The 24,397-nt window shown below is 52.6% G+C and carries 28 protein-coding genes; 8 read left to right on the forward strand and 20 right to left on the reverse strand.

The window, feature by feature from the left end; genetic code table 11:
* Positions 1-5 precede the first annotated feature (5 nt).
* The 7 genes from HRQ87_RS09465 (at position 6) to pheT (ending at position 5,064) form a co-directional block, all read left to right on the forward strand.
* Positions 6-557 carry a hypothetical protein gene (locus tag HRQ87_RS09465; RefSeq protein ID WP_174137626.1) on the forward strand — a complete coding sequence of 184 codons (552 nt, stop codon included), beginning with the start codon at positions 6-8 and terminating at the stop codon, positions 555-557.
* A 77-nt stretch (positions 558-634) separates the two neighbouring features.
* Positions 635-1,153, forward strand: a complete 519-nt coding sequence (locus HRQ87_RS09470; protein ID WP_174137628.1) for a hypothetical protein — start codon at positions 635-637, stop codon at positions 1,151-1,153.
* A 7-nt stretch (positions 1,154-1,160) separates the two neighbouring features.
* Positions 1,161-1,532, forward strand: coding sequence for a hypothetical protein (locus tag HRQ87_RS09475; RefSeq protein ID WP_174137630.1), 372 nt, complete (start codon positions 1,161-1,163; stop codon positions 1,530-1,532).
* 27 nt (positions 1,533-1,559) lie between these two features.
* Positions 1,560-1,874, forward strand: a complete 315-nt coding sequence (locus HRQ87_RS09480; protein ID WP_174137632.1) for a hypothetical protein — start codon at positions 1,560-1,562, stop codon at positions 1,872-1,874.
* A 116-nt stretch (positions 1,875-1,990) separates the two neighbouring features.
* Positions 1,991-2,215 (forward strand): AbrB/MazE/SpoVT family DNA-binding domain-containing protein, encoded by a 225-nt coding sequence (locus tag HRQ87_RS09485; protein WP_174137634.1) that lies wholly within the window; start codon positions 1,991-1,993, stop codon positions 2,213-2,215.
* On the forward strand, positions 2,212-2,598 hold the full coding sequence (locus HRQ87_RS09490) for a type II toxin-antitoxin system death-on-curing family toxin (RefSeq protein ID WP_174137636.1): 387 nt from the start codon (positions 2,212-2,214) through the stop codon (positions 2,596-2,598). Before HRQ87_RS09485 ends, HRQ87_RS09490 begins: the two co-directional genes overlap by 4 nt.
* A 69-nt stretch (positions 2,599-2,667) precedes the next feature.
* Positions 2,668-5,064, forward strand: a complete 2,397-nt coding sequence (pheT, locus tag HRQ87_RS09495; protein ID WP_174137638.1) for a phenylalanine--tRNA ligase subunit beta — start codon at positions 2,668-2,670, stop codon at positions 5,062-5,064.
* Here pheT and HRQ87_RS09500 read toward each other — a convergent pair.
* The 11 genes from HRQ87_RS09500 to HRQ87_RS09550 all read right to left on the reverse strand — a co-directional run bounded on the left by HRQ87_RS09500 (position 5,061) and on the right by HRQ87_RS09550 (position 15,255).
* Positions 5,061-5,519, reverse strand: coding sequence for a YHS domain-containing (seleno)protein (locus HRQ87_RS09500; protein ID WP_174137640.1), 459 nt, complete (start codon positions 5,517-5,519; stop codon positions 5,061-5,063). The genes pheT and HRQ87_RS09500 overlap by 4 nt on opposite strands.
* Positions 5,520-5,696: 177 nt before the next feature.
* Positions 5,697-6,425, reverse strand: a complete 729-nt coding sequence (locus HRQ87_RS09505) for an FG-GAP repeat domain-containing protein (RefSeq protein ID WP_174137642.1) — start codon at positions 6,423-6,425, stop codon at positions 5,697-5,699.
* Entirely contained in the window at positions 6,425-6,748 is a 324-nt protein-coding gene (locus tag HRQ87_RS09510; protein ID WP_174137644.1) for a 2Fe-2S iron-sulfur cluster-binding protein, read from the reverse strand. Before HRQ87_RS09510 ends, HRQ87_RS09505 begins: the two co-directional genes overlap by 1 nt.
* Positions 6,749-6,863: 115 nt before the next feature.
* Positions 6,864-7,745, reverse strand: a complete 882-nt coding sequence (ppk2, locus tag HRQ87_RS09515; protein ID WP_246252022.1) for a polyphosphate kinase 2 — start codon at positions 7,743-7,745, stop codon at positions 6,864-6,866.
* 195 nt (positions 7,746-7,940) lie between these two features.
* Positions 7,941-9,401 carry a Do family serine endopeptidase gene (locus HRQ87_RS09520; RefSeq protein WP_174137649.1) on the reverse strand — a complete coding sequence of 487 codons (1,461 nt, stop codon included), beginning with the start codon at positions 9,399-9,401 and terminating at the stop codon, positions 7,941-7,943.
* Positions 9,402-9,551: 150 nt separating this feature from the next.
* Positions 9,552-9,746: a DUF2065 domain-containing protein gene (locus tag HRQ87_RS09525; protein WP_174137651.1), complete on the reverse strand. Its 195-nt coding sequence runs from the start codon at positions 9,744-9,746 to the stop codon at positions 9,552-9,554.
* Positions 9,746-10,657 (reverse strand): protease modulator HflC, encoded by a 912-nt coding sequence (gene hflC, locus HRQ87_RS09530; RefSeq protein WP_174137653.1) that lies wholly within the window; start codon positions 10,655-10,657, stop codon positions 9,746-9,748. The genes HRQ87_RS09525 and hflC overlap by 1 nt, the downstream gene beginning before the upstream one ends.
* 1 nt (position 10,658) lies before the next feature.
* On the reverse strand, positions 10,659-11,804 hold the full coding sequence (gene hflK / locus HRQ87_RS09535; protein WP_174137655.1) for an FtsH protease activity modulator HflK: 1,146 nt from the start codon (positions 11,802-11,804) through the stop codon (positions 10,659-10,661).
* Between the two features lie 67 nt (positions 11,805-11,871).
* Positions 11,872-13,326 carry an FAD-dependent oxidoreductase gene (locus HRQ87_RS09540; protein ID WP_174137657.1) on the reverse strand — a complete coding sequence of 485 codons (1,455 nt, stop codon included), beginning with the start codon at positions 13,324-13,326 and terminating at the stop codon, positions 11,872-11,874.
* Positions 13,327-13,336: 10 nt separating this feature from the next.
* Positions 13,337-14,125 carry a ribose-5-phosphate isomerase RpiA gene (gene rpiA / locus HRQ87_RS09545; RefSeq protein WP_174137659.1) on the reverse strand — a complete coding sequence of 263 codons (789 nt, stop codon included), beginning with the start codon at positions 14,123-14,125 and terminating at the stop codon, positions 13,337-13,339.
* Between the two features lie 119 nt (positions 14,126-14,244).
* Positions 14,245-15,255, reverse strand: a complete 1,011-nt coding sequence (locus HRQ87_RS09550) for a hypothetical protein (RefSeq protein ID WP_174137661.1) — start codon at positions 15,253-15,255, stop codon at positions 14,245-14,247.
* A 111-nt stretch (positions 15,256-15,366) separates the two neighbouring features.
* Here HRQ87_RS09550 and HRQ87_RS09555 point away from each other — a divergent pair, with 111 nt between their 5' ends.
* Positions 15,367-16,014, forward strand: coding sequence for a sulfotransferase family 2 domain-containing protein (locus HRQ87_RS09555; protein WP_174137663.1), 648 nt, complete (start codon positions 15,367-15,369; stop codon positions 16,012-16,014).
* A gap of 6 nt (positions 16,015-16,020) precedes the next feature.
* Here the strand turns inward: HRQ87_RS09555 and HRQ87_RS09560 are convergent, their stop codons facing one another.
* The 9 genes from HRQ87_RS09560 to odhB form a co-directional block, all read right to left on the reverse strand.
* Entirely contained in the window at positions 16,021-16,977 is a 957-nt protein-coding gene (locus tag HRQ87_RS09560) for an aldose epimerase family protein (protein ID WP_217430430.1), read from the reverse strand.
* A 2-nt stretch (positions 16,978-16,979) separates the two neighbouring features.
* Entirely contained in the window at positions 16,980-18,881 is a 1,902-nt protein-coding gene (locus tag HRQ87_RS09565; RefSeq protein ID WP_174137668.1) for a beta-galactosidase, read from the reverse strand.
* A complete protein-coding gene (lpdA, locus tag HRQ87_RS09570; protein ID WP_174137670.1) occupies positions 18,881-20,269 on the reverse strand; it encodes a dihydrolipoyl dehydrogenase in 1,389 nt (462 codons plus the stop codon). Before lpdA ends, HRQ87_RS09565 begins: the two co-directional genes overlap by 1 nt.
* A 51-nt stretch (positions 20,270-20,320) precedes the next feature.
* A complete protein-coding gene (locus HRQ87_RS09575; RefSeq protein WP_174137672.1) occupies positions 20,321-20,695 on the reverse strand; it encodes a hypothetical protein in 375 nt (124 codons plus the stop codon).
* Entirely contained in the window at positions 20,692-21,102 is a 411-nt protein-coding gene (locus HRQ87_RS09580) for an MAPEG family protein (RefSeq protein ID WP_174137674.1), read from the reverse strand. The genes HRQ87_RS09575 and HRQ87_RS09580 overlap by 4 nt, the downstream gene beginning before the upstream one ends.
* On the reverse strand, positions 21,099-21,542 hold the full coding sequence (locus tag HRQ87_RS09585) for a hypothetical protein (protein WP_174137676.1): 444 nt from the start codon (positions 21,540-21,542) through the stop codon (positions 21,099-21,101). The genes HRQ87_RS09580 and HRQ87_RS09585 overlap by 4 nt, the downstream gene beginning before the upstream one ends.
* A 3-nt stretch (positions 21,543-21,545) precedes the next feature.
* Entirely contained in the window at positions 21,546-22,091 is a 546-nt protein-coding gene (locus HRQ87_RS09590; protein ID WP_246251979.1) for a L,D-transpeptidase family protein, read from the reverse strand.
* Positions 22,092-22,452: 361 nt separating this feature from the next.
* Positions 22,453-22,869, reverse strand: coding sequence for a trypco2 family protein (locus tag HRQ87_RS09595; RefSeq protein ID WP_174137680.1), 417 nt, complete (start codon positions 22,867-22,869; stop codon positions 22,453-22,455).
* 8 nt (positions 22,870-22,877) lie between these two features.
* Positions 22,878-24,392 carry a 2-oxoglutarate dehydrogenase complex dihydrolipoyllysine-residue succinyltransferase gene (odhB, locus tag HRQ87_RS09600; RefSeq protein ID WP_174137682.1) on the reverse strand — a complete coding sequence of 505 codons (1,515 nt, stop codon included), beginning with the start codon at positions 24,390-24,392 and terminating at the stop codon, positions 22,878-22,880.
* Positions 24,393-24,397: the final 5 nt, after the last annotated feature.

Genomic DNA, 24,397 nt, shown 5'->3' on the forward strand with positions numbered 1-24,397 from the left:
TACTAATGTCTCGACCCACCCAAGTCTTCATTGGCCCTGACGGGCCAAATTTCGAAGGCGAGCCAAAAATTAAGCTTAACTTCCTTCTTTACTCGACTGCTAGAACTGGCCGCGTTCTTGAGACAATATTTGTACGTGTCCGTAATGGTGAAACTATACAATCATTTCCAATATGGGTTTTTGGTAATCGTTCCGGCCTAAATCGCGGGAGCGGACTATATGTTAGCCCTGAGGGTATCGCTGGCGAACATCATTTCCTTATGGCTGCGGACGACAAATCTTTTATTCTTAAGGCGGGCAAGCTAAAAATTGACGTTGTTGCTCGTCTTATCGGTGATAGCAATGATATTGAGTTGGGTTCCTGTTCGATTCAAGTGTCTCCCGAACATGCGCAGGCACTGACAAATAAGAACTGTGCAGTATTCTACGATTGGGGTGGTGAGAGAAGAGAATATCAGGGCAAAATCGATGAGCGGTTAAGTGTAGAGCAATTAGAATCATTTGCACCCTCAATTATCGAAGCAATTGCTTCTAGCAAAGCTGGGAAGAAAGAATGAAATCTATTCTTCTGTGTTGCTTGCTTAACTCCATAAGCAAAAGTCAAAGAGCATCTGATATAGTGTTGATCTACTAAATGATCGCCAAATTCTCCCTCCCCGCCATGGTCCGCCTGATGGACCGCACGCTCCTCCCCTCGGCGCAGTCGATGACGGTTGGGCCGGTGTGCATCAATGCCGAAGCCTCGGTCGGTATTGGGGATATGGACGTGGGCGAAGCGCGGACAATAATGGCTGAGATTGACGCCAAATCCTCGGCCCTTTTAGCGGTGCTGGCGATTATCCTTGCGGCCTCGGCCTTTATCTTTTCGCTATCACAAACCTGGGTCGCGCTTCTGCTTATGTTCGCGCAGGTCACGACGATCTCAATCTCGATCCTATACCTGCTGCGCTGCCTGATCTACGAACCCGCGCCGCAACTGCGTCATGTGTTTGAAATGGAAGCCGTGACCCACGACCACGCCCTGCAGATCGAGGCGATCAAACAGGTCCATTATTTCAACCGTGTGATCATGCAGACGGTTTTAACCTCGGTCCTGTTTTTCACCATGTCGATGCTGGTGGGTGTTGATGCGATGATATCCGGGGCGGAGTAAGACCCGCATGGCAAAACCCATCCTATGGTTCTTATCGCGACTTTTGATCATCGCGTTGTTGGCCGAAATATATGCATGGAACACAGATGCGTCGCCTGCATTGTGGTTGTTTGGCTTTGCAGTGCTTTTGGGGTCTATGACAGCCGTTTCGGTATCACAAGCGACCTATGAAACAATTGAAACGGGTGGTAATTGGCAGGTTCGCAAAGTTGATAGTCTGGAAGCGACACCAACATCAAAGGTACTTTATCAGCTATTCCGATTGCGATGGCTAGCGATCGCTCTGCTCTGTCTGATTGCTGCAGTTCTGTATGCTGATTTTTCGACAAAAGGGTCGCTTATCAAGAGTATTGTGGATATTCCTTCTGAAAAGCCATGAAAACGTGATGTTTGTTATAAGCCTGCCATGTATGAATTTTCCGCATTAGTCGCATTTATCTACAATTGGGTTTATGAAAAAGCGAAGGCGAATTTGGCGCTCATGGCTACGTTTTTTGTACTTCTGTTTATCGGTTTCATTATTTTATTTATCTTTTTCATGAACATTTCAGCGTTTTTAGCCATAGTTTACACTATTATTTTTTCATCTCTTTTGGCTGCTGCTTATTTCGCCATAATGAGGGCCGTTTCTGAGAAACTAGATGCTCGTAATCAGATTAAACTAAATCATGAAAAGGCGATAAAGACGGCAAAGATGATCGAAAAAGGCTCTAAGTCGTAATTGCTTTCCAGACCTCAACCCTGTTTTCACCATGTTGATGTGATGATGAATGGCCTGCTAATTGCAATTTACTTTAATCCATCGTATATACATTTAAATATACAAAAGGTTTGCACATGATCGAAACCAAAATCAGAAAAGTCGGAAACTCGGCCGTGATGACCCTGTCAACCGAAATGCTGGCGATGCTGGACGCGAAAGAGGGCGACACCCTGTTCGTTGTGCGTGGCGATGACGGCAGTCTGAAAATCATGGCACATGATCCGTCTGTGGCCGAAGCCCTAGCCGCGGCCGAGATTGTGATGGATGAGAACCGCGATCTGCTTCAGGCCTTGGCTTGAGCGCGCCTGTCTGGGTTCCGCTGGCCGCAATCATTGTTATCCACGACAGACAAATCGCCCGCCATGGTGGGGCGTCCGGCCTGCGCGATAGGGCATTGATTGAGATGGGGGCCAGCCAGGCCATGAACCTGTCTGCATGTTCAGATGCAGGATTGGCGGATATTGCAGCGGCCTATGCGTTTGGCATTGCCAAAGCGCATGCATTTGTTGATGGCAATAAGAGGACTGCGTTTGTGACCGCGGTGACCTTTCTGCGGTTGAACGGCTATGCGTTTCGCCCCGATCCCGTTACCGGTGTTCGTATGATGGAAGATCTGGCATCTGGCCAAAAGACCGAGGCCGAGTTTGCCGCCTGGTTAAAGGATGGGATGCGCCCGATCTGATCCGTATCGGGGCTTTCGTATCCCTGCCGCTTGATGTAACACGGCCGGCGAACCAAAGGGCAGACGGACATGAAATTCACACTTTCCTGGCTAAAAGATCATCTTGAGACGGACGCTTCGCTTGATGATATCCTGTATGCGTTGACCGATCTTGGGCTTGAGGTTGAAGAGGTCTTGGATCCGACTGCTAAGCTGAAGGATTTTACCATCGGCAAGGTGCTGAGTGCTGAAAAGCACCCCGATGCGGATCGGCTGCGGGTGTGTCAGGTGGAAACGGATGAAGGCGTGAAGCAGATCATTTGCGGTGCGCCGAATGCGCGCGAAGGGATCACAGTGGTGGTGGCCAAGCCCGGTGTCTATGTGCCGGGGATCGATACAACCATTGGTGTGGGCAAAATCCGTGGGATCGAAAGTTTTGGCATGATGGCCAGTGAGCGTGAGATGGAGCTGTCGGATGAACACGACGGTATCATCGAACTGCCCAGTGGCGCGGTTGGCGAAAGCTTTGCCAATTGGCTGGCCGCGAACGAACCAGCCAAGGTTGATCCGGTGATCGAGATTGCGATTACGCCCAACCGCCCCGATGCGCTTGGGGTGCGGGGGATCGCGCTGGATCTGGCCGCGCGTGGATTGGGGACGATGAAGCCGCGTGATCTTGAGCCAGTTGAGGGCCAATTTCCTTGCCCGATCGCGGTGACGATTGATTATGACACGCGCGAAGCCTGTCCTGTGTTCTATGGCCGCGTCATTCGCGGTGTGAAAAATGGCCCCAGCCCGCAGTGGCTGCAGGATATTCTGCGCGCCATCGGTTTGCGCCCCATCAGTGCGCTGGTCGATATTACGAATTTCTTTACCTATGATCGCAATCGCCCTTTGCATGTTTTTGATGCTGACAAGGTTCAGGGGAACCTACGTGTGCACCGCGCAAAAGGGGGCGAAACGCTGGTTGGTCTGGATGAGAAAGAGTATACATTCCAGCCCGACATGACGCTGATCTCAGACGATAGCGGTATTGAAAGTATCGCAGGTGTCATGGGTGGTTTGCCCACAGGTTGCACTGAAGAAACCGTAAATGTCTTTCTTGAAGCCGCCTACTTTGATCCGGTGCGGACGGCGCTGACGGGTCGTGCGCTGAAGATCAACAGTGATGCGCGCTACCGGTTTGAGCGCGGTATCGATCCGGCCTGGACGCCCCACGGGCTGGAACATGCCACGCGGATGATCCTTGATCTATGTGGGGGCGAAGCCTCGGACGTGGTTATCGCGGGTGAAATCCCGGATGTGTCACGCGCATATAAGCTGGATACGGATCGTGTGCAGTCGCTGGTGGGTATGGATATTCCCGCTGAAGACCAGCGCGCCACACTTGAACGGCTTGGGTTCTGGCTTGACGGCGACATGGCCCATGTGCCGACCTGGCGCCCCGATGTGATGGGTGAAGCGGACTTGGTCGAAGAGGTCGCGCGGATTGCATCGCTGACCAAGCTACAGGGCAAACCGTTAGCTCGTGCGCAGGTGGGCGTGCCGAAACCCGTACTGACGCCCATGCAGCGGCGCGAACAGGCCGCGCGGCGGACCTGTGCGGCTTTGGGATATAACGAATGCGTCACCTATAGCTTTATCGACAAAGCCTCGGCCGAGCTGTTCAGTGGTGGCGATGATGCAACGATGCTGGCGAACCCAATCAGCTCTGAAATGAGTCATATGCGCCCCGCACTGCTGCCGGGCTTACTGCAGGCCGCGGCGCGCAATCAGGCGCGGGGTTTCATGGATCTGGCATTGTTCGAGGTCGGCCCGGCCTTCCACGGGGGTGAGCCCGATGAACAGCATCTGCTGGTCACGGGTCTGCTGATCGGCAGCACCGGCCCCAAAGACGTGCACGGCAGCGCGCGTCCTGTTGATGTTTACGACGTCAAGGCTGACGCCGATGCGGTTCTAAGTGCCATCGGTGCGCCCGCCAAGGTGCAGATTTTGCGCGGGGCGCAGGAATGGTGGCATCCGGGGCGGCACGGTATGATTTGTCTGGGTCCAAAGAAGGTGCTGGGCATTTTTGGCGAATTACACCCGAAGGTCCTTTCCGCAATGGATGTGAAAGGCCCTGCACTGGCCTTTACGATCTGGCCGGGCGAAGTGCCTTTACCGCGATCAAAATCGGCCACCCGTCCCGCGCTTGAGATAACAGACCTGCAGGCGGTTGAGCGCGACTTTGCCTTTGTCGTTAATGCCGATGTTGAGGCACTGACGCTGGTCAATGCGGCAGCGGGGGCCGACAAAGGCCTGATCGAAGATGTGCGCGTCTTTGACGAATTCATTGGCGGTGCTTTGGGCGAAGGCAAGAAATCCCTTGCCATCACTGTGCGTCTGCAACCGCGGGAAAAGACATTGAAGGACGAAGATATCGAAGCGGTCAGCGTCAAGATCGTCGAGAAAGTGACCAAAGCCACGGGCGGCACATTGCGCGGCTAGTTCAGAACCGATGGCCAGTTTGCATCCGCTTTTGCGATCCGGCCCGGAATATCGCGCGACCACCGACGCTGAACGCGAAGCGAGAAGTTAAGATACAGCTTATCGTCCACAATCGTCCATGCATCAGGTACAGTTGAAGCAGTGTAGCCTTCGCTGACAGCATAAGCGCAATAACCACCATATTGGGGTGCATAGGAGTCAGGGTTGTCAATAAAAGCGGTGCGGTTTTCTTCGGTCGAAAAGCGCCACGTCGCGCCCATCCAATCGTAGGTCAGGTCAGGACTGCCGGCAACAGGTTGGCCTTGGGTGAAATAGGCCACGACGTCTGTGCCATCCACGGCAATACCATCTTCGGCATAAAAGGTGGGTGTCGCAGAGTGTGCGATTGTTGCGATGGTTGTGAGTGTTGGAACTGCAGCTGCAAACAACAACACATTACGGCGGGTGATAGGCATGGCATTCTCCGTTTTCCAGTATTTCTAAGTTACCATCAAATTGGGTGAAAAATCATGCCACAACTATGGTTCACACATAGCTGTTATTTTTGGACGCGGTTTCGTGACTTTTTGTAATCGCTTATCAAACCCTTACGGGTTTTCCGCGCGAAAAGGGCCGCAAGGACCGCTGAGCGGTTAGTTACATTTCAAGGCTTTGTCAAAATCAGTGCGGCTGTAATGTTGGCCGACGCGGCGACTGGCCAAGGTTTCGCCGTCAAAGCGTGTGGCGATAATATATACCCAATCGGCAGAGGCCGTTATCATTTCGGGACCATCCCCGCAGTCACGAATGCCGCCTGCAATATCGCGTTCACCGATCCGGTGATTTGTCAGCCCTGCTTTATCCGCGACGGGCTTCAGCATACCATTTTTAAAACGCCAGACCCGCAGCGTTTTAGCCAAATGCGGACGGTCGATATAAGCGATTTCGATGTACCCATCGCCGTCCATATCCGCGGCACCGATCGGCGCCAACCAGCGGTTCGTTCGGCCGATATGGGGTGTCTCCGCAATCTTGCGCTTATCGTTATAGATTGCCAACTGTGCGCCCTGACGCACATCCGTTTCGATCACCACAACTTCGGGCTTGCCATCGCCCGTCACATCCCAAAGACGTGGGGCAATGTCTTCGAACACATGGTTCAAAGGCAATTTGAAAATACGCGTTTCATGTTTTAAAACAGCTTCATTCGCAATGCCTGTTATGCGTGGGCTTACATCAATCTCAAGCGTACCATATTCGATATCATCGCCCAGAATAGCATGACCGTAACGTGTGGTTGGATCTGCAAAGCGCGCATCTTTGACGTCGGCATGCGCCATGCCAGCACATGTAATTGCGATGGCAAAGCTGCGCAACAGCATCAGATTTGCTTTTCAGGCATTTGAACAACAAGACCATCCAACGCATCGGTGACCTTAAGCTGGCATGTCAGGCGCGACTGGCCTGGCTTGGGTTCATAGGCAAAATCGAGCATATCTTCTTCCATCGCATCGACATCAGGCAGCTTACCAACCCAATCCGGATGAACATAGACGTGGCAGGTTGAACAGGCACAGGCCCCACCGCAATCGGCTTCGATGCCCGGAATATTGTTGTCACGGGCGCCTTCCATGACGGTCAGACCATTTGCGACCTCAACCACATGTTCTGTTCCGCCATGTTCGATATATGTAATTTTTGCCATCTGACGCCTCTTGTAAGAATTCAACCGTTTTTTCCTTAGCCAAGCATGACAGGACAGACCAGTGAATTTTTCAAATGAGCGCGCGATTGACGCAGATTTGTAGTGTCTGCAACATCTAAGTGCTGGTTGTTTTGCGGTCCCCGGGGTGCAAAGACGTTCCAAGGATATGATCCGCTTCGTGGATGACGTGACTGGCGCGGCCAACGATCAATGGATCATACCCTTTGATGACGCTTTTATTTTTATCGGGGTAATCCAGACTGTCCAGAAAATGCATCATACAATTCAGTCGCGCCCGTTTTTTATCGTTCGATTTAATAACGGTCCATGGGGCATCTGCAGTGTCTGTGTAAAAAAACATCGCTTCCTTCGCTTCGGTGTAATCATCCCATTTGCCAAGGCTGGCCTTGTCAATCGGGCTTAGTTTCCAGCGTTTCAGCGGATCTGTTTCACGACTTTCAAAGCGCATGCGTTGTTCTTCCTGAGTGACGGAAAACCAGTATTTGTAAAGCCGTATGCCCGACCGGGTCAGCATCCGCTCAAATTCCGGGGTTTGGCGCATGAATTCCAGATATTCCTGGGGTCCACAAAATCCCATGACCCGTTCGACGCCTGCACGGTTGTACCATGATCTGTCGTAAAGAACGATTTCGCCCGATGTCGGCAGATGGTTCACATAGCGTTGAAAATACCACTGGCCCCGCTCCTCATCGGTAGGTTTGTTCAGGGCTACAACGCGCGCAGCACGCGGATTAAGATGTTCGGTAAATCGCTTGATCGTTCCGCCCTTGCCAGCCGCATCGCGGCCTTCGAATAAAAGAACGAACTTCTGACCCGTTTCCTGCGCCCATAACTGAACCTTCAGTAATTCTGCCTGAAGCTTGGCCTTTTGCACCTCATAGCTGCGCCGCGACAGTTTGGTGTCATAGGGGTATTTCCCATAGCCAAATGCTTCTCGAACGGCCTCGGGTGTTGGGGCCTGCGACCGCTCAGGCATAATAGGTTCAACAATTTCCGAAACTGGATCAGCTTTGCTATTTGCGGCGATCTTGGACATGGAATTCTCCTTGGGTCAATTTCACGTGCGATAGCATCCCCGAAAAAGGATTGCTTTGATTTGACGCAAAGACAGTGAAAAGAAAAAGGCAGGCCCCGTTAAGGGCCTGCCTGTGTGTTTTGGATTTATTATTAGTTACTCAAGGGACAGTGCAACAAAGCGGGGCTGTCCAGACCGTCGGATCAGCAGCAAAAGTGACTTGCGTCCAGCTTCCTTTGCTTCTTCAACCCGTGCTTCAAGATCAGCAATTGAGCTGACTTTGCGTTGGCCGGCCTCAGTGATAATATCACCTGCGCGCAGACCTTTTTCAAAGGCTTCCGACAGACCGTCGACATCGTTAACAATCAGACCTTCTGCAGCTGCAGGAAGATCCAGTTCTTCGCGGGTCTGTTCCGTGATTGGCGACAAAGTCATTCCAAGCATATTTTCTTGCTGAGGTTCGGCAGGTGTATCATCGGTCGATGCAGCCGCAGGAATTGCTTCTTCCTCGGCGGTTTCACGACGACCAAGTGTGACAAGCAGCGTTTTTGTCTGACCTTCACGAAAAACGACAACCCGGACACTTTTGCCAATATCAGTGTTCCCGACACGGCGCACCAGTTCGCGCGTATCGGCGACGACTTGGCCATCAAACGATACGATGACATCACCAGACAGAATACCGCCATCCTTTGCAGGACCATCCGGTACATCTGTGATCAATGCGCCGGCCGCTTCTTCCAAGCCCATTGCTTCGGCCACATCGGGTGTTACATCCTGGATGCGCACACCCAACCAGCCACGGCGCGTTTCTCCGAATTCCTGAAGTTGATCAACGACGCGCGTCACCACGGCAGAACTCATCGCGAAACCAATGCCGATGGATCCACCGTTTGGCGACAGAATTGCAGTGTTCACACCAATGACTTCGCCATCCATATTAAAGAGTGGCCCGCCTGAGTTACCGCGGTTAATCGCAGCATCCGTTTGAATGTAGTCATCATATGTCCCGCTAAGGGCGCGGTTACGGGCAGATACGATACCAGCTGACACAGAAAACCCTTGGCCCAACGGATTACCCATCGCCATGACCCAATCGCCAACACGTGCAGAATCGCTGTTTCCAAAAGGAACGAATGGCAACGGTTGATCGGCTTCAACTTTCAAAAGCGCGATGTCGGTATTTCTATCTGTGCCAATCACTTCGGCGGGTAATTCCTGACCCGAGAAAAATTCGATCAGAATTTCGTCGGCCCCTTCGATGACATGGTTGTTTGTAACAATGTATCCATCTTCCGAGATTACGAACCCAGACCCAAGCGCGGAAGATCGGCGCGGTGACCCATCTGGTGTCGGAAGATCACGAAAGAAATCCTCAAAAGGGGATCCTTCGGGAACAATGCCTTGTGGGCCGGTTCTGCCAGCAACTGTCGTGGATGTTGTGATATTCACAACGGATGGGCTGATCTGTTCAGCCAGATCAGCAAAACTTTCGGGTGCACCACGTGCATTTGCATACAAGGCTTGTGCCAGCAATATCGCGAAGCCAAGGATAAGTACTGTCAATGCCTGTGGCAGTGTGCGCGATTGTCTCAATGCCTGTGCCTGGGGTTTCAAATCTTTAACTCCTTATAACCTTTGTGCGGATCGCGCCGCTATGTTTACAGACAAACTAGGGTGCTTTGATCATTTCTCCAAGTGGCACATGATCAGCGTCACGTCAGTGTGAGGATAAATTGAACGGATCGCAGTTGTTTTGCAATTGCTTCAAGCACCAAAATACTTTGCGGTCCAAACAAAAAATAATCCTATCACCAAACACAGCACCCCTATCATGCGTCTTTGATCCAATGAGAGGTTTTTTAATGCCGCAAGAAGGTCTTCGATAAGCGAAGGGGCCAGTGCGTACACCAGCCCCTCGACAATCAATACCAGCCCTATGGCCAGAAGGATCGTTTCCATTATTGCCCTGCTGCAACGCCACTGGTTGACGTCCGCGCGCCAAGACCCGTTCCGTCAAGATAGTTGAAGAATTCACTATCTGGCGTAATGACCATAGTTGAGTTGCGTCCTTGCAAAGCCTTTTCATAGGCAGCCAATGACCGATAGAAATCAAAGAAATCAGGGTCTTGGGTAAATGCCTCGGCAAAGATACTGTTTCGTTGTGCATCAGCCTCACCGCGTGTGATTTCAGATTCGCGACGTGCTTCTGATACAAGTTCAACCACTGTACGATCTGCTTGCGCACGAACCCGCTGCGCAGCTTCTTCACCGCGCGCGATTTCATCTGCAGCCTCGCGTTCGCGTTCCGCCCGCATTCTGGCGAATGTGGATTCAAGGTTTTGCGTCGGCAAGTTTGTTTGTTTCAAACGCACATCCACGACCTCAAGCCCCAGATCATCGGCCAAAAGATCTGCGCCGTTGCGAATGCGCAGCATCAGATTTCCACGATCCGAAGAAAGAATGGTGTTTGATGTCACGCCATCCGAACCAAGAACCGCACGGGTCTGTGTGGTCAAAATTGATTCGAGACGCCGCGCTGCTGCTGCTTCACCACCTACACCAGTTGCCTGACGAAACCTTCTGACATCATCAATTCGATAACGTGCAAAGGCATCAACAACCAGACGACGGTCGTCTGACGGTGTAACTTCGATGGCCTGAGTATCCAGTGACAAAATCCGCGCGTCATACCGCACAACTTCATCCACAATAGGAAACTTGAAATAAAGCCCAGGTTCTTCACGGACCTGATCAATTTGACCAAATCGAAGTACCAGAATTTTTTCACGTTCATCAACAATGAAAAGCGATGATAGGACACCGACAAGAACAAGGATGACAACACCAAGTAAAATAAGAAGCTTATTCATATTAATTTCCCCCTGTCGCGGCTGAATTGCGGCGCAACTCGTTCAAGGGCAGATATGGAACAACCCCTTGACCGCCTTCGGAATTACTATCCAGAATAACCTTTTCGACATCTGAAAAAACACGCTCCATGGTTTCAAGATAAAGACGCTTTCGTGTCACTTCCGGAGCTTGCTCGTATTCTTCCAAAACAGCAAGGAAACGACTTGCTTCACCCTGCGCTTCGTTCACAACACGTGCACTATATCCTAATGCTTCTTCCAGAACCTGTGCTGCTTCACCACGAGCCCCCGCCAGAACGCGGTTTGCATAGGCATCCGCCTGACGCTCAAGCCTGTCGCGTTCCTGTTCAGCAGCCTGAACTTCACGGAACGCATCAATCACCTCGGCGGGTGGATCAGCACGGTCAAGGTTCACACGTACGATGTTAATGCCACTGTCATACCCATCCAGCGTCGTTTGGATCAACTCAAGAACCGTTGCAGCAACCAATTCACGGTCACGGTTCAAAATCGGCGCCAGTTCAGATTGCGCCACAATTTCGCGCATCGCCGATTCAGACACCGCACGCACCGTTTGTTGACCATCAGCCAAGTTAAACAAGAACATCGAAGGGTCATCAATCGTCCAGACGACCTGGAAGTCGATATCAACAATGTTTTCATCCGTTGTCAGCATCAGGCCACTGGTGCCACGCTGGTTACCGACACCAATATCTTCGGTGTTTTCACGGGTCACCGCGATAACCTCAGCCGTCACCAAAGGCCAGGGTGCAAAGTTCAGACCTGGCTGCCCGATTGAGCTGAATTCGCCCAAAAATAATTCAACTGATCTTTCTTCCGGGCGCACAACATAGAATGAAGCCATCGCCCACCCGATCACGGCAACAATTGCAGCAATACCAACAACAATACGTGTCGGAAAAGGTTCGCCGCCGCCGGGACCGCCTTGGTCACCGCCGCCACCACCGCGACCGCCCATCAGGACGCGCAGCTGTTCTTGGCCCTTTTTCATCAGGTCATCAATTTCAGATCTTGGTCCGTCCTGACCAGGTCTGCGTTGACCGTTTCCTCTGTCACCTCGGTCGCGATCGTCATCGCCGCCCGAGCCTCCTCCGCCGCCCCATGGGCCGCCGTTATTCCCAGCCATTTTTGCTGATATCTCCTTGGATGGATTTATGTTCTTAGTGCTTTACTTGATGGTAAACATCGGAAATTCAAGCCGTCCTTACCGGTGTTTTCATTGTAACAATCTCTTCTGACATTGTGGGGTGAACGGCAACAGTTCTGTCAAAGTCTTCTTTTGTTGCGCCCATCTTAATCGCAATACCTGCCAGTTGTATCATTTCACCCGCATGTGGCGCGACAATGTGACAGCCCAAAACCTTACGGGTTTCAACTGAAACGACAAGTTTCATCAATACGCGATCCGGACGTCCAGCAAAGGCAGTCTGCATGGGGCGAAAAGATGTACAATAGATTTCCACAGGCTCTTTGTCACGTGCTTCTTCTTCGGACAGGCCAATTGTACCCATTTCCGGCTGCGTAAAAATCGCCGACGGGATCAGATCATGATCAGGCTTGGTTGGGTTGCCTTTGAAAACAGTTTCGACAAAGGCCATGCCTTCACGAATGGCGACCGGGGTCAGTTGTACGCGGTTTGTCACATCACCAATGGCGTAAATGGATGGGATTGCGGTTTGAGAATAATCGTCAACCTCAATCTCGCCCCGGCGCCCAATTTTCACACCAATATCCTGCAACCCCATATCTTTGGTGTTTGGGGTACGGCCCGTCGCAAACATAACCTTATCAAAAACGCGTTCATTGCCATTTGTCGCCTTGACCCAAACAGGGCCGTTGTAATTCACGATGTGATCGTTTGGTTTTTCAAGGCCAGAGACGCCACCAAATGCCGCATCAGACGCCGTGGCCTGAGGTGAATCAGGATCATGGTCATCCGCACGCGCCATTTCGACGATATTTGTGCCGGTGCGCAGATCAACGCCTTTTTCGCGCATCAATTCGGCAACAAGACCACGGGCTTCATCATCGAAACCGCGCAGAATTTGTGCGCCGCGATAATACTGCACAACCTCAACGCCCATACCGTTCAAAATGCAGGCAAATTCACAGGCGATATATCCGCCGCCAACAATCAGTATCGATTTTGGCAATGTCTTCAGTTTGAATATTTCATTCGAGGTGATGCCAAGTTCAGCATTTTGCAAATCGGGCTTTACCGGATGCCCGCCGGTTGCGATCAGAATATGTTTGGCTATCTTTTCTTCACCAGTGGACAGGCGCACAGTATGCGGATCAATCATGACTGCGCGCGCATCGAAAATCGTAACGTTCGAGCTTTTGAGAAGGTCGCGATAAATCTGTTCTAACCGGTCAAGTTCGCCTGACATAGTGCTTTGGAATTCTGGCCAATTGAAATCACCGTCCTGAACATCCCAACCATAGGATCGCGCGTCCTTGAACATTTCGCGGTATTCGCTTGCAAAGACCATTAGCTTTTTAGGCACGCATCCCCGTATGACACAAGTGCCGCCCATGCGATATTCTTCGGCCAATGCAACACTGGCCCCTTCCGAAGACGCAACGCGCGCAGCACGAACACCGCCAGAGCCACCACCGATGACAAAAAGATCATAGTCAAAGCTCATTTAAGATCCTTCATTCGCTGATATCGGAAAAAAGGTTATCTTTCTCTACGATCTCAATGTGGCCGGTTTCTGTGGTGCCATCATTTATATCGCGCACTTCCACCTTGCCATTCGAATATCCGATTACAACTGCATCACATATATCCACAAACAGACCGTTTTCCACCACACCGGGCGCCTGGTTTAGGACCAGCGACAATTGCTGGGCATTTCCGATCCGGCGCAAGTTCAAATCCAGGATATAATTTCCTTCATCTGTTACAAAAGGCTGGCTGCCATTCATTCGCAGTGTCGACTGTCGCCCCATGACATCCAGCCCAATCAGCATTTCCTCGACCAATGTTTTGGTCGTTTGCCAGCCAAATGGGATCACTTCGACAGGCAAGGGAAAAGCGCCCAAAGTATCAACCTGTTTGCTGGCATCAGCGATGACGATCATTCGTTCACTTGCGGTTGCAACAATCTTTTCCTGCAACAGCGCGCCCCCCCCGCCTTTGATCAGGTTCAGATTGCCATCATATTCATCGGCACCATCAATCGTCAGATCAAGCCAACGCGCTTCGTCCAGACTTAGGATCGTAATGCCAACATCACGTGCCAGCGTGGCAGTTTGCAGCGATGTTGGCACACCAACGATATTCAAGCCATCGTCACGCACCATTTCGCCAAGGCATTTCACTAACCAAGCCGCCGTCGATCCGGTGCCCAGGCCAACACGCATGCCATTTTCGACATAATCCGTCGCACGCCGTGCTGCAAAAAACTTTGCCCGGTCGATAGGCGATAAATCCGACGACATAATAACCGACTCCCCCATGAACTCGGCACTTTATAAGGAATCTAGCGCCAAGGTGCGAGAGGGAAGTCGCAAAAACTGCCATAAATGGCACGCATTTACATCAAATTCGCAGATATCGGTTATTCGCCACAAATACCCTGCAGGCTGATCCAGTCCCCATCTGGCAAAATCTGTGATGTTGTTTGGGGAGAAATCGGATCTGCTTCGATCAAGGCCAGCGTTGTTTCGCCCGATGGATCAAGCGCATAGGCATATGGCGAAATCGGTAAATCAGCCGCGTCAAAGGCCGCAAGAAGATCTTCGTCATCAATTGGTTTGGGCGGTGTGCTGAGCAATGTTTCCGCATAGCGCGTCAGGGCTGCATCAGGAAAATTGGCAGTAGTCAGAAACCGGAATGTGGCGATAAAGCCTGCGTGATCCAGCAAATCCTTTAGTGCATCAGACTGACGTGCGCGCGCCGCTTCGGCCACCAGATAACCCGCAGCCACTTCCGGGGCATCGTGATCTTCGAATATCTTAGCTTGCGCAAGAATGGCGCCGCCGGGCAAATGAACTGTTATCGGCAAACCAGACTGATAAATCGTAATCGGGTTAGCAATCATCACGCGACTGCGCATCATATCAAGCGCCTGACTGCCAGCGGGCGACATGCAAGGTTGCCCTGCGATACGTTCGATTTTGGCAAGCAACGCATTCCCGATTTCGGCACGTTTAACGTCAGGAACAACGCGCAAGCTATGATCCCGCAGTGCCCCGGGCAGCCATAGTATTAAAATGATCAGAACCGCAACAAAACTGCCCGCAAAGCCCAGCAAACGCAATCGGCCGGGATGTGGTCGATGACGTTCAACAGCTTTGCGCACTTTTTCGATCGCAAGGATCATATCGTCATCCGCAATTTCAAGCTGTTCCTGATCATCCCCTTCTGGACCATACAAGGCCGGCGTCTGCCCGGGGTTCAACCGATCAACCGCTGACAACGACCAATGCGACAGCGCACGATCATTTTTATCGGCAATGACCAATGTCGCGTCACCAAAAGACACAATCACGTCTTTGCGCTGCGCTTCTTTCGAGCTGCGCCAAAGTCCCGTTGTTTCCAGCCGGGCATATTGTTTCAATGCGGTCATGTCTGGCTGCTCTGCCCTGTATTCTTTTGATCAAACTATCCCAGCTATGCAATTACGACAATGCGTTGATCAAATATTGCCTATACAGCACTAATACGCTTAGCATTTCCCATGATCTATTCGCCCAGCAGACGGTATCTTTTTATTCACATCCCCAAAACCGGTGGCACGTCAATGGCTATGGCGCTTGAGGCAAAAGCGGCGAAAGACGACATACTGGCAGGCGATACGCCAAAAGCACAAAAAAGACGCAACCGACTGAAAACTATAAAAACAACAGGAAGACTGTGGAAACATTCGTCTTTGCATGATCTGCAAGGCATGTTTGACACGCTGCAGCCCAAGGATTTTTTTGTATTCACAATTGTGCGTAATCCATGGGACCGCATGGTCAGCTATTATCATTGGCTGCAGATCCAGAATTTCAATCATCCCGCCGTGGCACTGTCAAAAACGCTAAGCTTCAAAGAATTTTTGCACCATCCCCAGATCCAAAGCTCATTTCGAAAGAATCCCTATCGCAGCTACGTTATGACTGCAGACGGACAAATGCACTGCGATCTGTTTATTCGTTTGGAAAAATTGACCGATGATATGGCCCCTTTGGCAAAGCATTTGGGCTTTATGCCAGAAGTGCAGCATGTCAATAAATCAAACCGGCAAAACGATTATCGACCGTATTACGACAGTGAAAGTGCTGATGTTTTAAAAAATATATGCCGCGAAGATATTAATCAATTTGGGTATCAGTTCGATTGAACTGTACTAGGATTGTCCGAACGTCCAACATGTTGTTTGGCTGTAAATATGGTCTGGCGACAGATTAATACTTGGAAAAATCGAATGATTTGGGGCGTCGGGCCAGCTTTGGGCTTCTATCGCCAGACCCGCATAAGGCGCACCTGGAAAATTCGCGCCGTCATAGATCTGAAGGCCGGGTTCGGTCGTGGCCATTGTCATGCTCAGGCCTGATGGCCCGGTCAGGGTCGCGACGTCGGTGACGGGGCGGCGGGTGTTGGACAGGCAGAAGTTGTGATCCAGCACAGCGTCTGTGCCGGGGGTCAGGTCGCGCGGCGTGCGAAAATCAAAGTGCGTACCTGCGACCGGGGCAATTTCGCCGGTGGGCAGGTTGTCGTGCGTGGGCAGGTAGTGATCGGCGTTGATCTGTAACCTGTGGCCCGCATAGGTCGGTGCGCCGCCAAGATTCCAATAGCTGTGATTGGCCAGATTGATCAGCGTCGTGCGGTCCGTCGTGGCGCTTAGGCGCAGGGACAGGGTCGCTTCAGACAGGATGAATGCGGCGATCAGGGTGCGATTGCCGGGAAAGCCGCCCTGACCATCGGGCAGGGGCAGTTGCAGTTCGGCATAGGTTTTGGCGACCATGGTCGGGTGCCATAGCTGCAGGTGTGTCCCGGCGCTGCCGCTGTGGCGGGTGGTGCGGCCCGCTTCGTTGGCGTCGAAATGGTGTAGCTGGCCATCAATCATGGCCTGCGCGCCGCCGATACGGTTGGCGACAGGGCCGACGATGCAGCCGTTCGCACCCTTGCCCCTCAGGTAGGGGGCCAGATGGTCGAAACCGGAGGTCAGGCTGTGGGGGATATCGTCAAGGTGGACGCTTTGAATGGCGGCGCCGAAGCTCAGGACGTTCACCCGCAGGCGGTCATTGGACAAGGTGATCAGCTTGGCCGTGCGACCGTCGGGCAGTGTGCCCCAGTCGCACATGGTCACACCAGTGGTTCCCAGTGGACGCCCGCGGCGGGGATGTCGGTATCGCCCCACTTGGCCGCGTCGGGCGCATAGTTGAAGATAAAGCGGTGCGTCGCGGTATTGCGAAGGCGCAGACCGTCGGTCAGGGTGTGGGTGGAGATACCTTCGCGGGCGCAGGCGGTTTTAATGATATCCGTCAGCGTATCAGGGTCGGGCCAGCCCGCCAGATAGTGCAGCCCACTATTGCGGACCATTGCGGCTGCGCCGGTTTTGGTTTTCAGCGCGACATCGGCGGCGCCTTCCAGATGTTCGAACCAGTGTACCATGCGGCCGTTTTCCAGCGGGATATCGGCCGATGGCGGGATGCTTTCGGTGTGGGTGATACGCGCGTCAAGACAGGGGATATTGGGGCCAAGCGGTGTCGGGATCGACAGGTTCGGTGTCTTGGTATTGGTGCGCGGACCCAGGATGGCGGTGCCGTCGAATTGGGTCAGGGCCGTGATCAGGGCGTCAGGCAGCGACAGGATACCGGGGGCCAGGACCAGTTTGTAGGTCGACAGATCGGCGGTGGTCGACGGCAGAATATCGATGTTCAGGCCGTTGACGCGCAAGGCCTTATAGAAGGCGAAGGTCAGGCGGAAATAATCGAAATCGGCGCCCTGGGGTTGGACCTGCCACGCCCAGGCGGACGGATAATCGAAGATCAGGGCAACGTCTGCGGTGGCGGTGCCGGTGTCGGGCAGGGTTTCGATTTCATCTGCGACCTGACGTGCCTCGGCCAAAGCCGGGGCGGGTTCGTTATCGGGGCGCAAAAGGCCCGCGTGCATCTGTTCCTGCGCGAAGGGGGCCTGACGCCAGCGGAAATAGCAGACGGCCTCAGACCCGTGGGCGAATGCCTCCCACGCCCAAAGGCGGGCCATGACGGGCAGCGGGGCCGGGTTGTAAGGCGCCCAATTCACGGGGCCCAGTTGTTGTTCCATGATCCACCAGCGGCCCCGCCCGACAGCGCGGTACAGGTCGTGGTGAAAGGCTTGCATATCCGGGTCGCCCTGCCGCAGGAAACGGGTTTTGTGATCATCGGTCGCCTCAAGCCGGTCAGAGAGGAACCCGATTGGGTAGCTGTCCCAGCTGGCGATATCCAGATCAGCGCCGACGTCGAAATGGTCGAAGTCCAGCACGCGGCCCATGTAGTTGTGGATCAGCGGCGCGTCGGTGTGTTTGCGCAGGATGTCGGTTTGCAGGCGGTTGAAGCTGACGACCTGATCCGAGCTGAAGCGCAGGAAGTCCAGGTGGTGGGATGGGTTGGCCTCGGTCACTGTCAGGTTGGGCAGGTCGATCTGGTCGAAGTCGGTGTATTCCATCGACCAGAAGACATTACCCCAGGCGCGGTTCAGGGCGTCGGGGGATTGGTACTTCTGGGCCAGCCAGTTGCGAAATTCGCGGCATGCGGCGTCTGAGTAGGACACGGTGGTGTCGTGGCAGCCGTATTCGTTGTCGGTTTGCCAGGCGGCGATATGAGGGTTTGCACCATAGCGTTCGGCCAGCAGTGTGACGATGCGGCGGCATTCGTCGCGATAGCCCTGGTGCGAAAAGCAATAGTGGCGGCGAGAGCCGAATTTGCGGGGGTGGCCGTTTGCATCGACAGCCAGCATATCGGGGTGCTTGTCGACGACCCATTTGGGCGGTGTGGCGGTGGGTGTGCCCAGGATCACCTTCAGCCCCGCGGCGCCCAGAACATCGATCGCACGGTCCAACCAGTCAAACTGCAGATCGCCGGGCGTGGGTTCCAGTCGGGACCAGGCGAATTCACCTATGCGGACCCATGTCAGGCCGGTGTCCACCATACGCGCCGCGTCGGCCTGCCACATCTGTTCCGGCCAGTGTTCGGGATAGTAGCAGGTGCCCAGCGTGCGTTTCATCACGAATGGATCGGGCCGTCCCCGCAGGCCAGTGCCGCTTCGCGCACGGCCTCGGAATAGGTGGGGTGGGCGTGGCAGGTGCGGGCCAGATCCTCGGCCGCGGCGCCGAATTCCATGGCGACGCAAATTTCGTGGATCAGATCTCCGGCCATAGGGCCAACCACATGGGCGCCCAGAATACGGTCGGTTTCCTTATCCGCCAGAATTTTTACAAAGCCATCGGCCGCAAAATTCGCCTTGGCCCGCGCGTTGCCCATGAAGGAAAACTTACCCGCCTTATAGGCGCGCCCGGCTTCTTTCAGCTGCTCTTCGGTCATGCCGACATTCGCGACCTCGGGGTGGGTGTAGATCACGCCGGGGATGACGCCATAGTTCACATGGCCCTTCTGACCGGCGATGGTTTCGGCGACGGCCATGCCCTCATCCTCGGCCTTGTGGGCCAGCATGGGGCCCTCGATGGCATCACCGATCGCGTAGACGCCATTCACATTCGTCTGCCAGTGATCACCTACCTTGACCTGACCCCGGTCGGTCATCGCTACGCCAAGCGCGTCCAGACCCAGCCCGTCGGTATAGGGTTTGCGCCCGGTCGATACCAAAACGACATCCGCATCGACGGTATGTTCGCTGTCATCCTTGCGCAGTTTATAGGTGACTTTCGCCTTGGTCTTGGTGGCCTCAACCCCTTGGACCGCAGCGCCCAGGGTAAAGCTGATGCCCTGTTTCGTCAGCAGCTTCTGGAAGGTGCGCTGAACTTCAGCGTCCATGCCGGGGGTGATGGCATCGAGGTATTCGATCACATGCACCTCGGTCCCCAGACGGGTGTAGACCGACCCAAGCTCCAGCCCGATGACACCGGCGCCGATCACAACCATCTTCTTGGGCACCTTGGGCAGTTCAAGTGCGCCGGTTGAGGTGACAACAACCTTTTCGTCAATCTCAACACCCGGCAGACTGGCGGCTTCGGACCCGGTGGCGATCACGATATTCTTAGCCTCGTGCACCTCGTCCCCGACCTTGACCTTGCCGGCTTCGGGGATTGATCCCCAGCCTTTCAGCCAGTCGATCTTGTTTTTCTTGAACAGAAATTCGATGCCCTTCGTGTTGGCCTCAATCGTTTCCTGCTTATAGGTCAGCATCTGCTTCCAATCGACCGAGGGCGATTTGCCCTTCAGGCCCATCTTGGCGAAGTTATGTTCGGCTTCATGCAACTGATGACTGGCATGCAGCAGGGCTTTTGACGGAATGCAGCCCACGTTCAGACAGGTGCCGCCCAGGGTTTCGCGCCCCTCGACACAGGCTGTTTTAAGGCCCAGCTGAGCACAGCGAATTGCACAGACATAGCCGCCGGGGCCGCTGCCGATTATGATGACGTCATAGCTGGACATAAAGGTCTCCTTCAGAGGTTACCGTAGATAAAGAGTGTTGCGGCTTGAGGGTCAAGTGCCGTCTTGTGACTTTCGTCGCGAAAGACGGTCATACTGATCACTCTGCCAAAGCCAGATAAAAAGTCCGAGCAAAATCAACGGTGAAAACACCAACAACAGACTAAATGGATCAGCCCCCGGTTGGGCAGAGTACAGCATCAGCATGAAACCATTAAAAGCATCGATGAAGTAAGCAATGTAAATCACTATAACGATAGGCAGCCGCAAAAGATGCGTGCCCAAAAGCACGGCCCACCAAATGATAAATCGCCAATGGGCGGGATAAGGTTCCTGAGTGGAGGCATGAAATGAAATCAAAAGACACCATGCCAAGATCAGTGCAATACCCCAATAAAGAGCGGTCGTAAGCCAAGTGCGTTTGCTCATATAAGGGCGGCCGCTAGTATAACGACCGTCGACGCCATGCCGACAAACCAAATTAACGACCGCCATGGAACCCATCCAAACGCATACGCCGGAACGTAAAGAACACGCGCCAGCAGATAAAGATATGCGGCCCACTGCGTCACAAACGTGGACTGATCCGTAACCGTAATTACCATAACAGCGATAGAAAACAGAATCAGCGCTTCAAAATGGTTATTCAGTGCGCGATATAAACGTGATGTTCTTGGTGACATCTGATCCATCAACGGCTTATCCAGACGGCCTGGGTCGCGCGGACTTAGTGTTTTGGCCGTGCCAAGTTCCAGATTGGCGGGTATCGCCATAAGTATAAATTGGATCACCTGCAACAAAGCAGCCAGCGTCAGAGTGGTAAGTTCAGGCGTCATGGGCGGCGCAGCTCCTGCGTTTTGATCAGATAGATCAGTATTACAATGGCGATCACAAGCGATATGATTGCAATATGTTGTTGAAACATCTGTTCTATAGACACAGTCACAAAAAATTGTTCCGTGAAATTATATACGACGACTTTGCCCAATTCAGGAATAGTAAGCAGGATAACAATCCAAAGACCTGCGCCTGACCGCATAAGAATGGTGATCAGCAATAGAGTCTGCGGTGCAATTCCAATAATAAAATAAACAATTGTAAAAACCACGGTATCATTGCGGAGGCCGGGAACTACAATTTCCGGCTGTTCAGCTTTTATTATCGGGTAAATATACGCCATGGTTTTCATCAAAATGATGGAAATCAAAATGGTGATAAATCCCCAATAGATAACTTTCGAAACGGCATTTCGTGTATCCTCTGTGGCCGTTTGCATCTGTTAATCCTGTATCGTGATCGGTGTACCATTCGGCACCAACGACCAGATTTCGCGCATTTCAGTATTTGTGACAGCGATACACCCGTTTGTCCAATCAGCCAGACGCTGCAAGGGGCCGACAAATCCCCATCCGTTCAGGATACCGTGGATCATGATGTTGCCACCGGCAGATACGCTGCGCTGTGCTGCTTGGGCTTTGTCAGCGGGGTTGGGGTAGGAGATATGAAGACTTAAATGAGCAATGGAATTTTCATTGCGCCAATCGATTTCATAGGTACCAACGGGCGTTCGCTCATCGCCTTCTTGTGTTTTGTGGCCCAAGGGCTGATCGCCCAGCGATATGGTATAGTCGCGGATAACCTTTCCATCGCGTAACAGCTGAAGACGGCGGTCGCTTTTATCAACAAAAATAGCATCCGCTTGCTGGTCAGTAGACGCCATCTGGGGCGGAATACCCGACCCCATACGGAGCATGGCTTGGGTATAGAAAACCAGACCACCTGCGATCAGAAGTAAGATCAAAGCAACGTTTCTAAGCATTTTCATAAGCAACATGGTCCATTTAAAAAGCTAAGTTCAAAATGTGTCATTCTGTTTGTTGGGTCACGCTATAATATCATCTTTTAATCTGTCGTTAATCAAATTTTGGCACTGACAGACCAAGAGAATTTTGATTTTCAGGGCAAAGCCAATGTCTTTTAGCAGTCTTATATTGATTTGCGTCTTGGCAATACAGCCCATGTCCGTTGCTCAAATGTCTAAAAGCGATTTTGAACTAGGCCACAGCGGCCGAACTGGCGAAGACGGCTGCCATACTGATCGAAAACGGAATGACTATCATTGCCACTGATATAAGCAATAAATCCTGTTTACATTTTTCCACAGCAATTGTCTGGATAATACTTAGTCATTTATAGTTATTAGCCATTTCATTAGCAGATCGTCTTCTTTTTTTCGATGCTTCTTTATTTGCAGCCTCAGCACTGCTTGGTTTTAATGCTATTGGTATTGAAAAGCGAACTCTACTCGCTTCTTCATTTTTTCGGCTATGATTTCCGTCTGCACCTGCTTCAATAGATAAAATTTTGATACCAACCTTACCTCCAGCGCCGGTTTCAGACGCTGCAGAAACGGCTACATCGAATTCTACAACCTCAACCCTTCGGTATCTGTGCTTCGAACTTCCTTCTTCGTATAGATCACGTTCAGAATTCGAAACCGGTGGATTAATTATTGTACCTGTCGGCTCATAGCTCGTCTGCAACTGGTCAGTAGCGTCGACTATTCCACTAATTGTTTCGATAATAAATTCCTTCAAGTCCATAAGCTACCTCACAAATCCATCAATAACCGTCGCGGATCCTCAAGCGCTTCTTTCACGCGGACCAGGAATGTCACCGCGCCTTTGCCGTCCACAACGCGGTGGTCATAGGACAGGGCCAGATACATCATCGGGCGGATCTTGATTTCGCCGTTGATCACCATCGGGCGGTCCTGAATTTTGTGCATCCCCAGGATACCCGATTGCGGCGGGTTCAGAATGGGGCTGGACATCAACGACCCATAGACACCACCGTTTGAAATCGTAAACGTCCCGCCTTGCATTTCAGCCATCGACAGTTTGCCATCGCGGGCGCGTTTGCCTTTTTCAGCGATGGCTTTTTCGATTTCAGCAAATGACATGCTGTCGGCGTCGCGGATCACAGGGACGACCAGCCCGGTTGGTGTTCCCGCAGCGATACCCATATGGACAAAGTTTTTATAAACGATATCAGTGCCGTCGATTTCAGCGTTGACCTCTGGGATCTCTTTCAATGCATGGCAGCAGGCCTTTGTAAAGAAGGACATAAAGCCAAGACGCGCGCCATGTTTCTTTTCAAACAGCTCTTTGTATTCGCTGCGCAAGGCCATGACCTCGGTCATGTCGACCTCATTATACGTGGTCAGCATTGCGGCGGTATTTTGGCTGTCTTTCAGGCGCTTGGCGATGGTTTGGCGCAAGCGGGTCATCTTGACCCGTTCTTCGCGGCTTGCATCGTCGGCGGCCACTGGCGCACGGGGTATCGTAGCGGCCGAAGGAGCTTCTGCCTTGGGTGCGCTGAGTGCTTTCAGCACGTCTTCTTTCATCACGCGACCGTCCCGACCGGTGCCAGTAACCTGATCCGCGCTCATATTATTTTCGGCCATCAGTTTGTTGGCTGATGGTGCGTTTTCCACATCTTTTCCGCTTGCCGCTGCAGGGTCAGCAATTGCGGCTGGTGCTGCGGGGCTGACGCTTGAAGAAGACGCGGAAACGTCTGATGAAAGCACCGCAAGCTTTGCGCTGGCGTTAACCGTTGCGCCTTCTGCAGCTAAAATTTCGGTCAGCGTACCTGCGGCGGGGGCGGGAACCTCAACGCTGACCTTGTCTGTTTCCAACTCACACAGCATTTCGTCCTGTGCGACAGTATCGCCAACTGCTTTGAACCATGTAGAGACCGTCGCCTCAGTCACACTTTCGCCCAGCGTCGGCACCATCACATCGACACTGCCACCAGAAGACGCCGCCGCTTTTTTAGCCGGAGCCTCCTTGGCTGGCTTGGCGATTTCTTTTGTTTCCGCGGCTTCCCCACTTTCACTGATATTGGCCAGCAAAGCGTCGACACCAACGGTGTCGCCTTCAGCAGCCACAATCTCGGACAGTTTTCCAGCAACGGGTGATGGCACTTCAACCGTCACTTTGTCGGTCTCCAACTCACACAGCATTTCATCCACAGCAACCGTATCGCCCGGCTTCTTGAACCAAGTGGCAACGGTGGCTTCTGTTACGCTTTCACCCAATGTTGGGACGCGGACTTCTGTAGACATTTTCG

This window comes from Parasulfitobacter algicola, assembly GCF_013315265.1.
Taxonomy (GTDB): Bacteria; Pseudomonadota; Alphaproteobacteria; order Rhodobacterales; family Rhodobacteraceae; genus Parasulfitobacter; species Parasulfitobacter algicola.

Bases quoted from the DNA above. Each gene is read 5' to 3' on its own strand.
- HRQ87_RS09465 (WP_174137626.1), top strand. From the start codon at position 6: ATGTCTCGACCCACCCAAGTCTTCATTGGCCCTGACGGGCCAAATTTC.
- odhB (WP_174137682.1), bottom strand. From the start codon at position 24,392: ATGTCTACAGAAGTCCGCGTCCCAACATTGGGTGAAAGCGTAACAGAA.
- HRQ87_RS09550 (WP_174137661.1), bottom strand. From the start codon at position 15,255: ATGACCGCATTGAAACAATATGCCCGGCTGGAAACAACGGGACTTTGG.
- HRQ87_RS09475 (WP_174137630.1), top strand. From the start codon at position 1,161: ATGGCAAAACCCATCCTATGGTTCTTATCGCGACTTTTGATCATCGCG.
- HRQ87_RS09500 (WP_174137640.1), bottom strand. From the start codon at position 5,519: ATGCCTATCACCCGCCGTAATGTGTTGTTGTTTGCAGCTGCAGTTCCA.
- HRQ87_RS09560 (WP_217430430.1), bottom strand. From the start codon at position 16,977: ATGTGCGACTGGGGCACACTGCCCGACGGTCGCACGGCCAAGCTGATC.
- HRQ87_RS09485 (WP_174137634.1), top strand. From the start codon at position 1,991: ATGATCGAAACCAAAATCAGAAAAGTCGGAAACTCGGCCGTGATGACC.
- hflC (WP_174137653.1), bottom strand. From the start codon at position 10,657: ATGAATAAGCTTCTTATTTTACTTGGTGTTGTCATCCTTGTTCTTGTC.
- HRQ87_RS09525 (WP_174137651.1), bottom strand. From the start codon at position 9,746: ATGGAAACGATCCTTCTGGCCATAGGGCTGGTATTGATTGTCGAGGGG.
- HRQ87_RS09565 (WP_174137668.1), bottom strand. From the start codon at position 18,881: ATGAAACGCACGCTGGGCACCTGCTACTATCCCGAACACTGGCCGGAA.
- HRQ87_RS09510 (WP_174137644.1), bottom strand. From the start codon at position 6,748: ATGGCAAAAATTACATATATCGAACATGGCGGAACAGAACATGTGGTT.
- HRQ87_RS09470 (WP_174137628.1), top strand. From the start codon at position 635: ATGATCGCCAAATTCTCCCTCCCCGCCATGGTCCGCCTGATGGACCGC.
- HRQ87_RS09575 (WP_174137672.1), bottom strand. From the start codon at position 20,695: ATGAGCAAACGCACTTGGCTTACGACCGCTCTTTATTGGGGTATTGCA.
- ppk2 (WP_246252022.1), bottom strand. From the start codon at position 7,745: ATGCCTGAGCGGTCGCAGGCCCCAACACCCGAGGCCGTTCGAGAAGCA.
- HRQ87_RS09505 (WP_174137642.1), bottom strand. From the start codon at position 6,425: ATGCTGTTGCGCAGCTTTGCCATCGCAATTACATGTGCTGGCATGGCG.
- HRQ87_RS09585 (WP_174137676.1), bottom strand. From the start codon at position 21,542: ATGCAAACGGCCACAGAGGATACACGAAATGCCGTTTCGAAAGTTATC.
- HRQ87_RS09590 (WP_246251979.1), bottom strand. From the start codon at position 22,091: ATGAAAATGCTTAGAAACGTTGCTTTGATCTTACTTCTGATCGCAGGT.
- HRQ87_RS09540 (WP_174137657.1), bottom strand. From the start codon at position 13,326: ATGAGCTTTGACTATGATCTTTTTGTCATCGGTGGTGGCTCTGGCGGT.
- hflK (WP_174137655.1), bottom strand. From the start codon at position 11,804: ATGGCTGGGAATAACGGCGGCCCATGGGGCGGCGGAGGAGGCTCGGGC.
- pheT (WP_174137638.1), top strand. From the start codon at position 2,668: ATGAAATTCACACTTTCCTGGCTAAAAGATCATCTTGAGACGGACGCT.
- HRQ87_RS09480 (WP_174137632.1), top strand. From the start codon at position 1,560: ATGTATGAATTTTCCGCATTAGTCGCATTTATCTACAATTGGGTTTAT.
- lpdA (WP_174137670.1), bottom strand. From the start codon at position 20,269: ATGTCCAGCTATGACGTCATCATAATCGGCAGCGGCCCCGGCGGCTAT.
- rpiA (WP_174137659.1), bottom strand. From the start codon at position 14,125: ATGTCGTCGGATTTATCGCCTATCGACCGGGCAAAGTTTTTTGCAGCA.
- HRQ87_RS09580 (WP_174137674.1), bottom strand. From the start codon at position 21,102: ATGACGCCTGAACTTACCACTCTGACGCTGGCTGCTTTGTTGCAGGTG.
- HRQ87_RS09555 (WP_174137663.1), top strand. From the start codon at position 15,367: ATGATCTATTCGCCCAGCAGACGGTATCTTTTTATTCACATCCCCAAA.
- HRQ87_RS09595 (WP_174137680.1), bottom strand. From the start codon at position 22,869: ATGGACTTGAAGGAATTTATTATCGAAACAATTAGTGGAATAGTCGAC.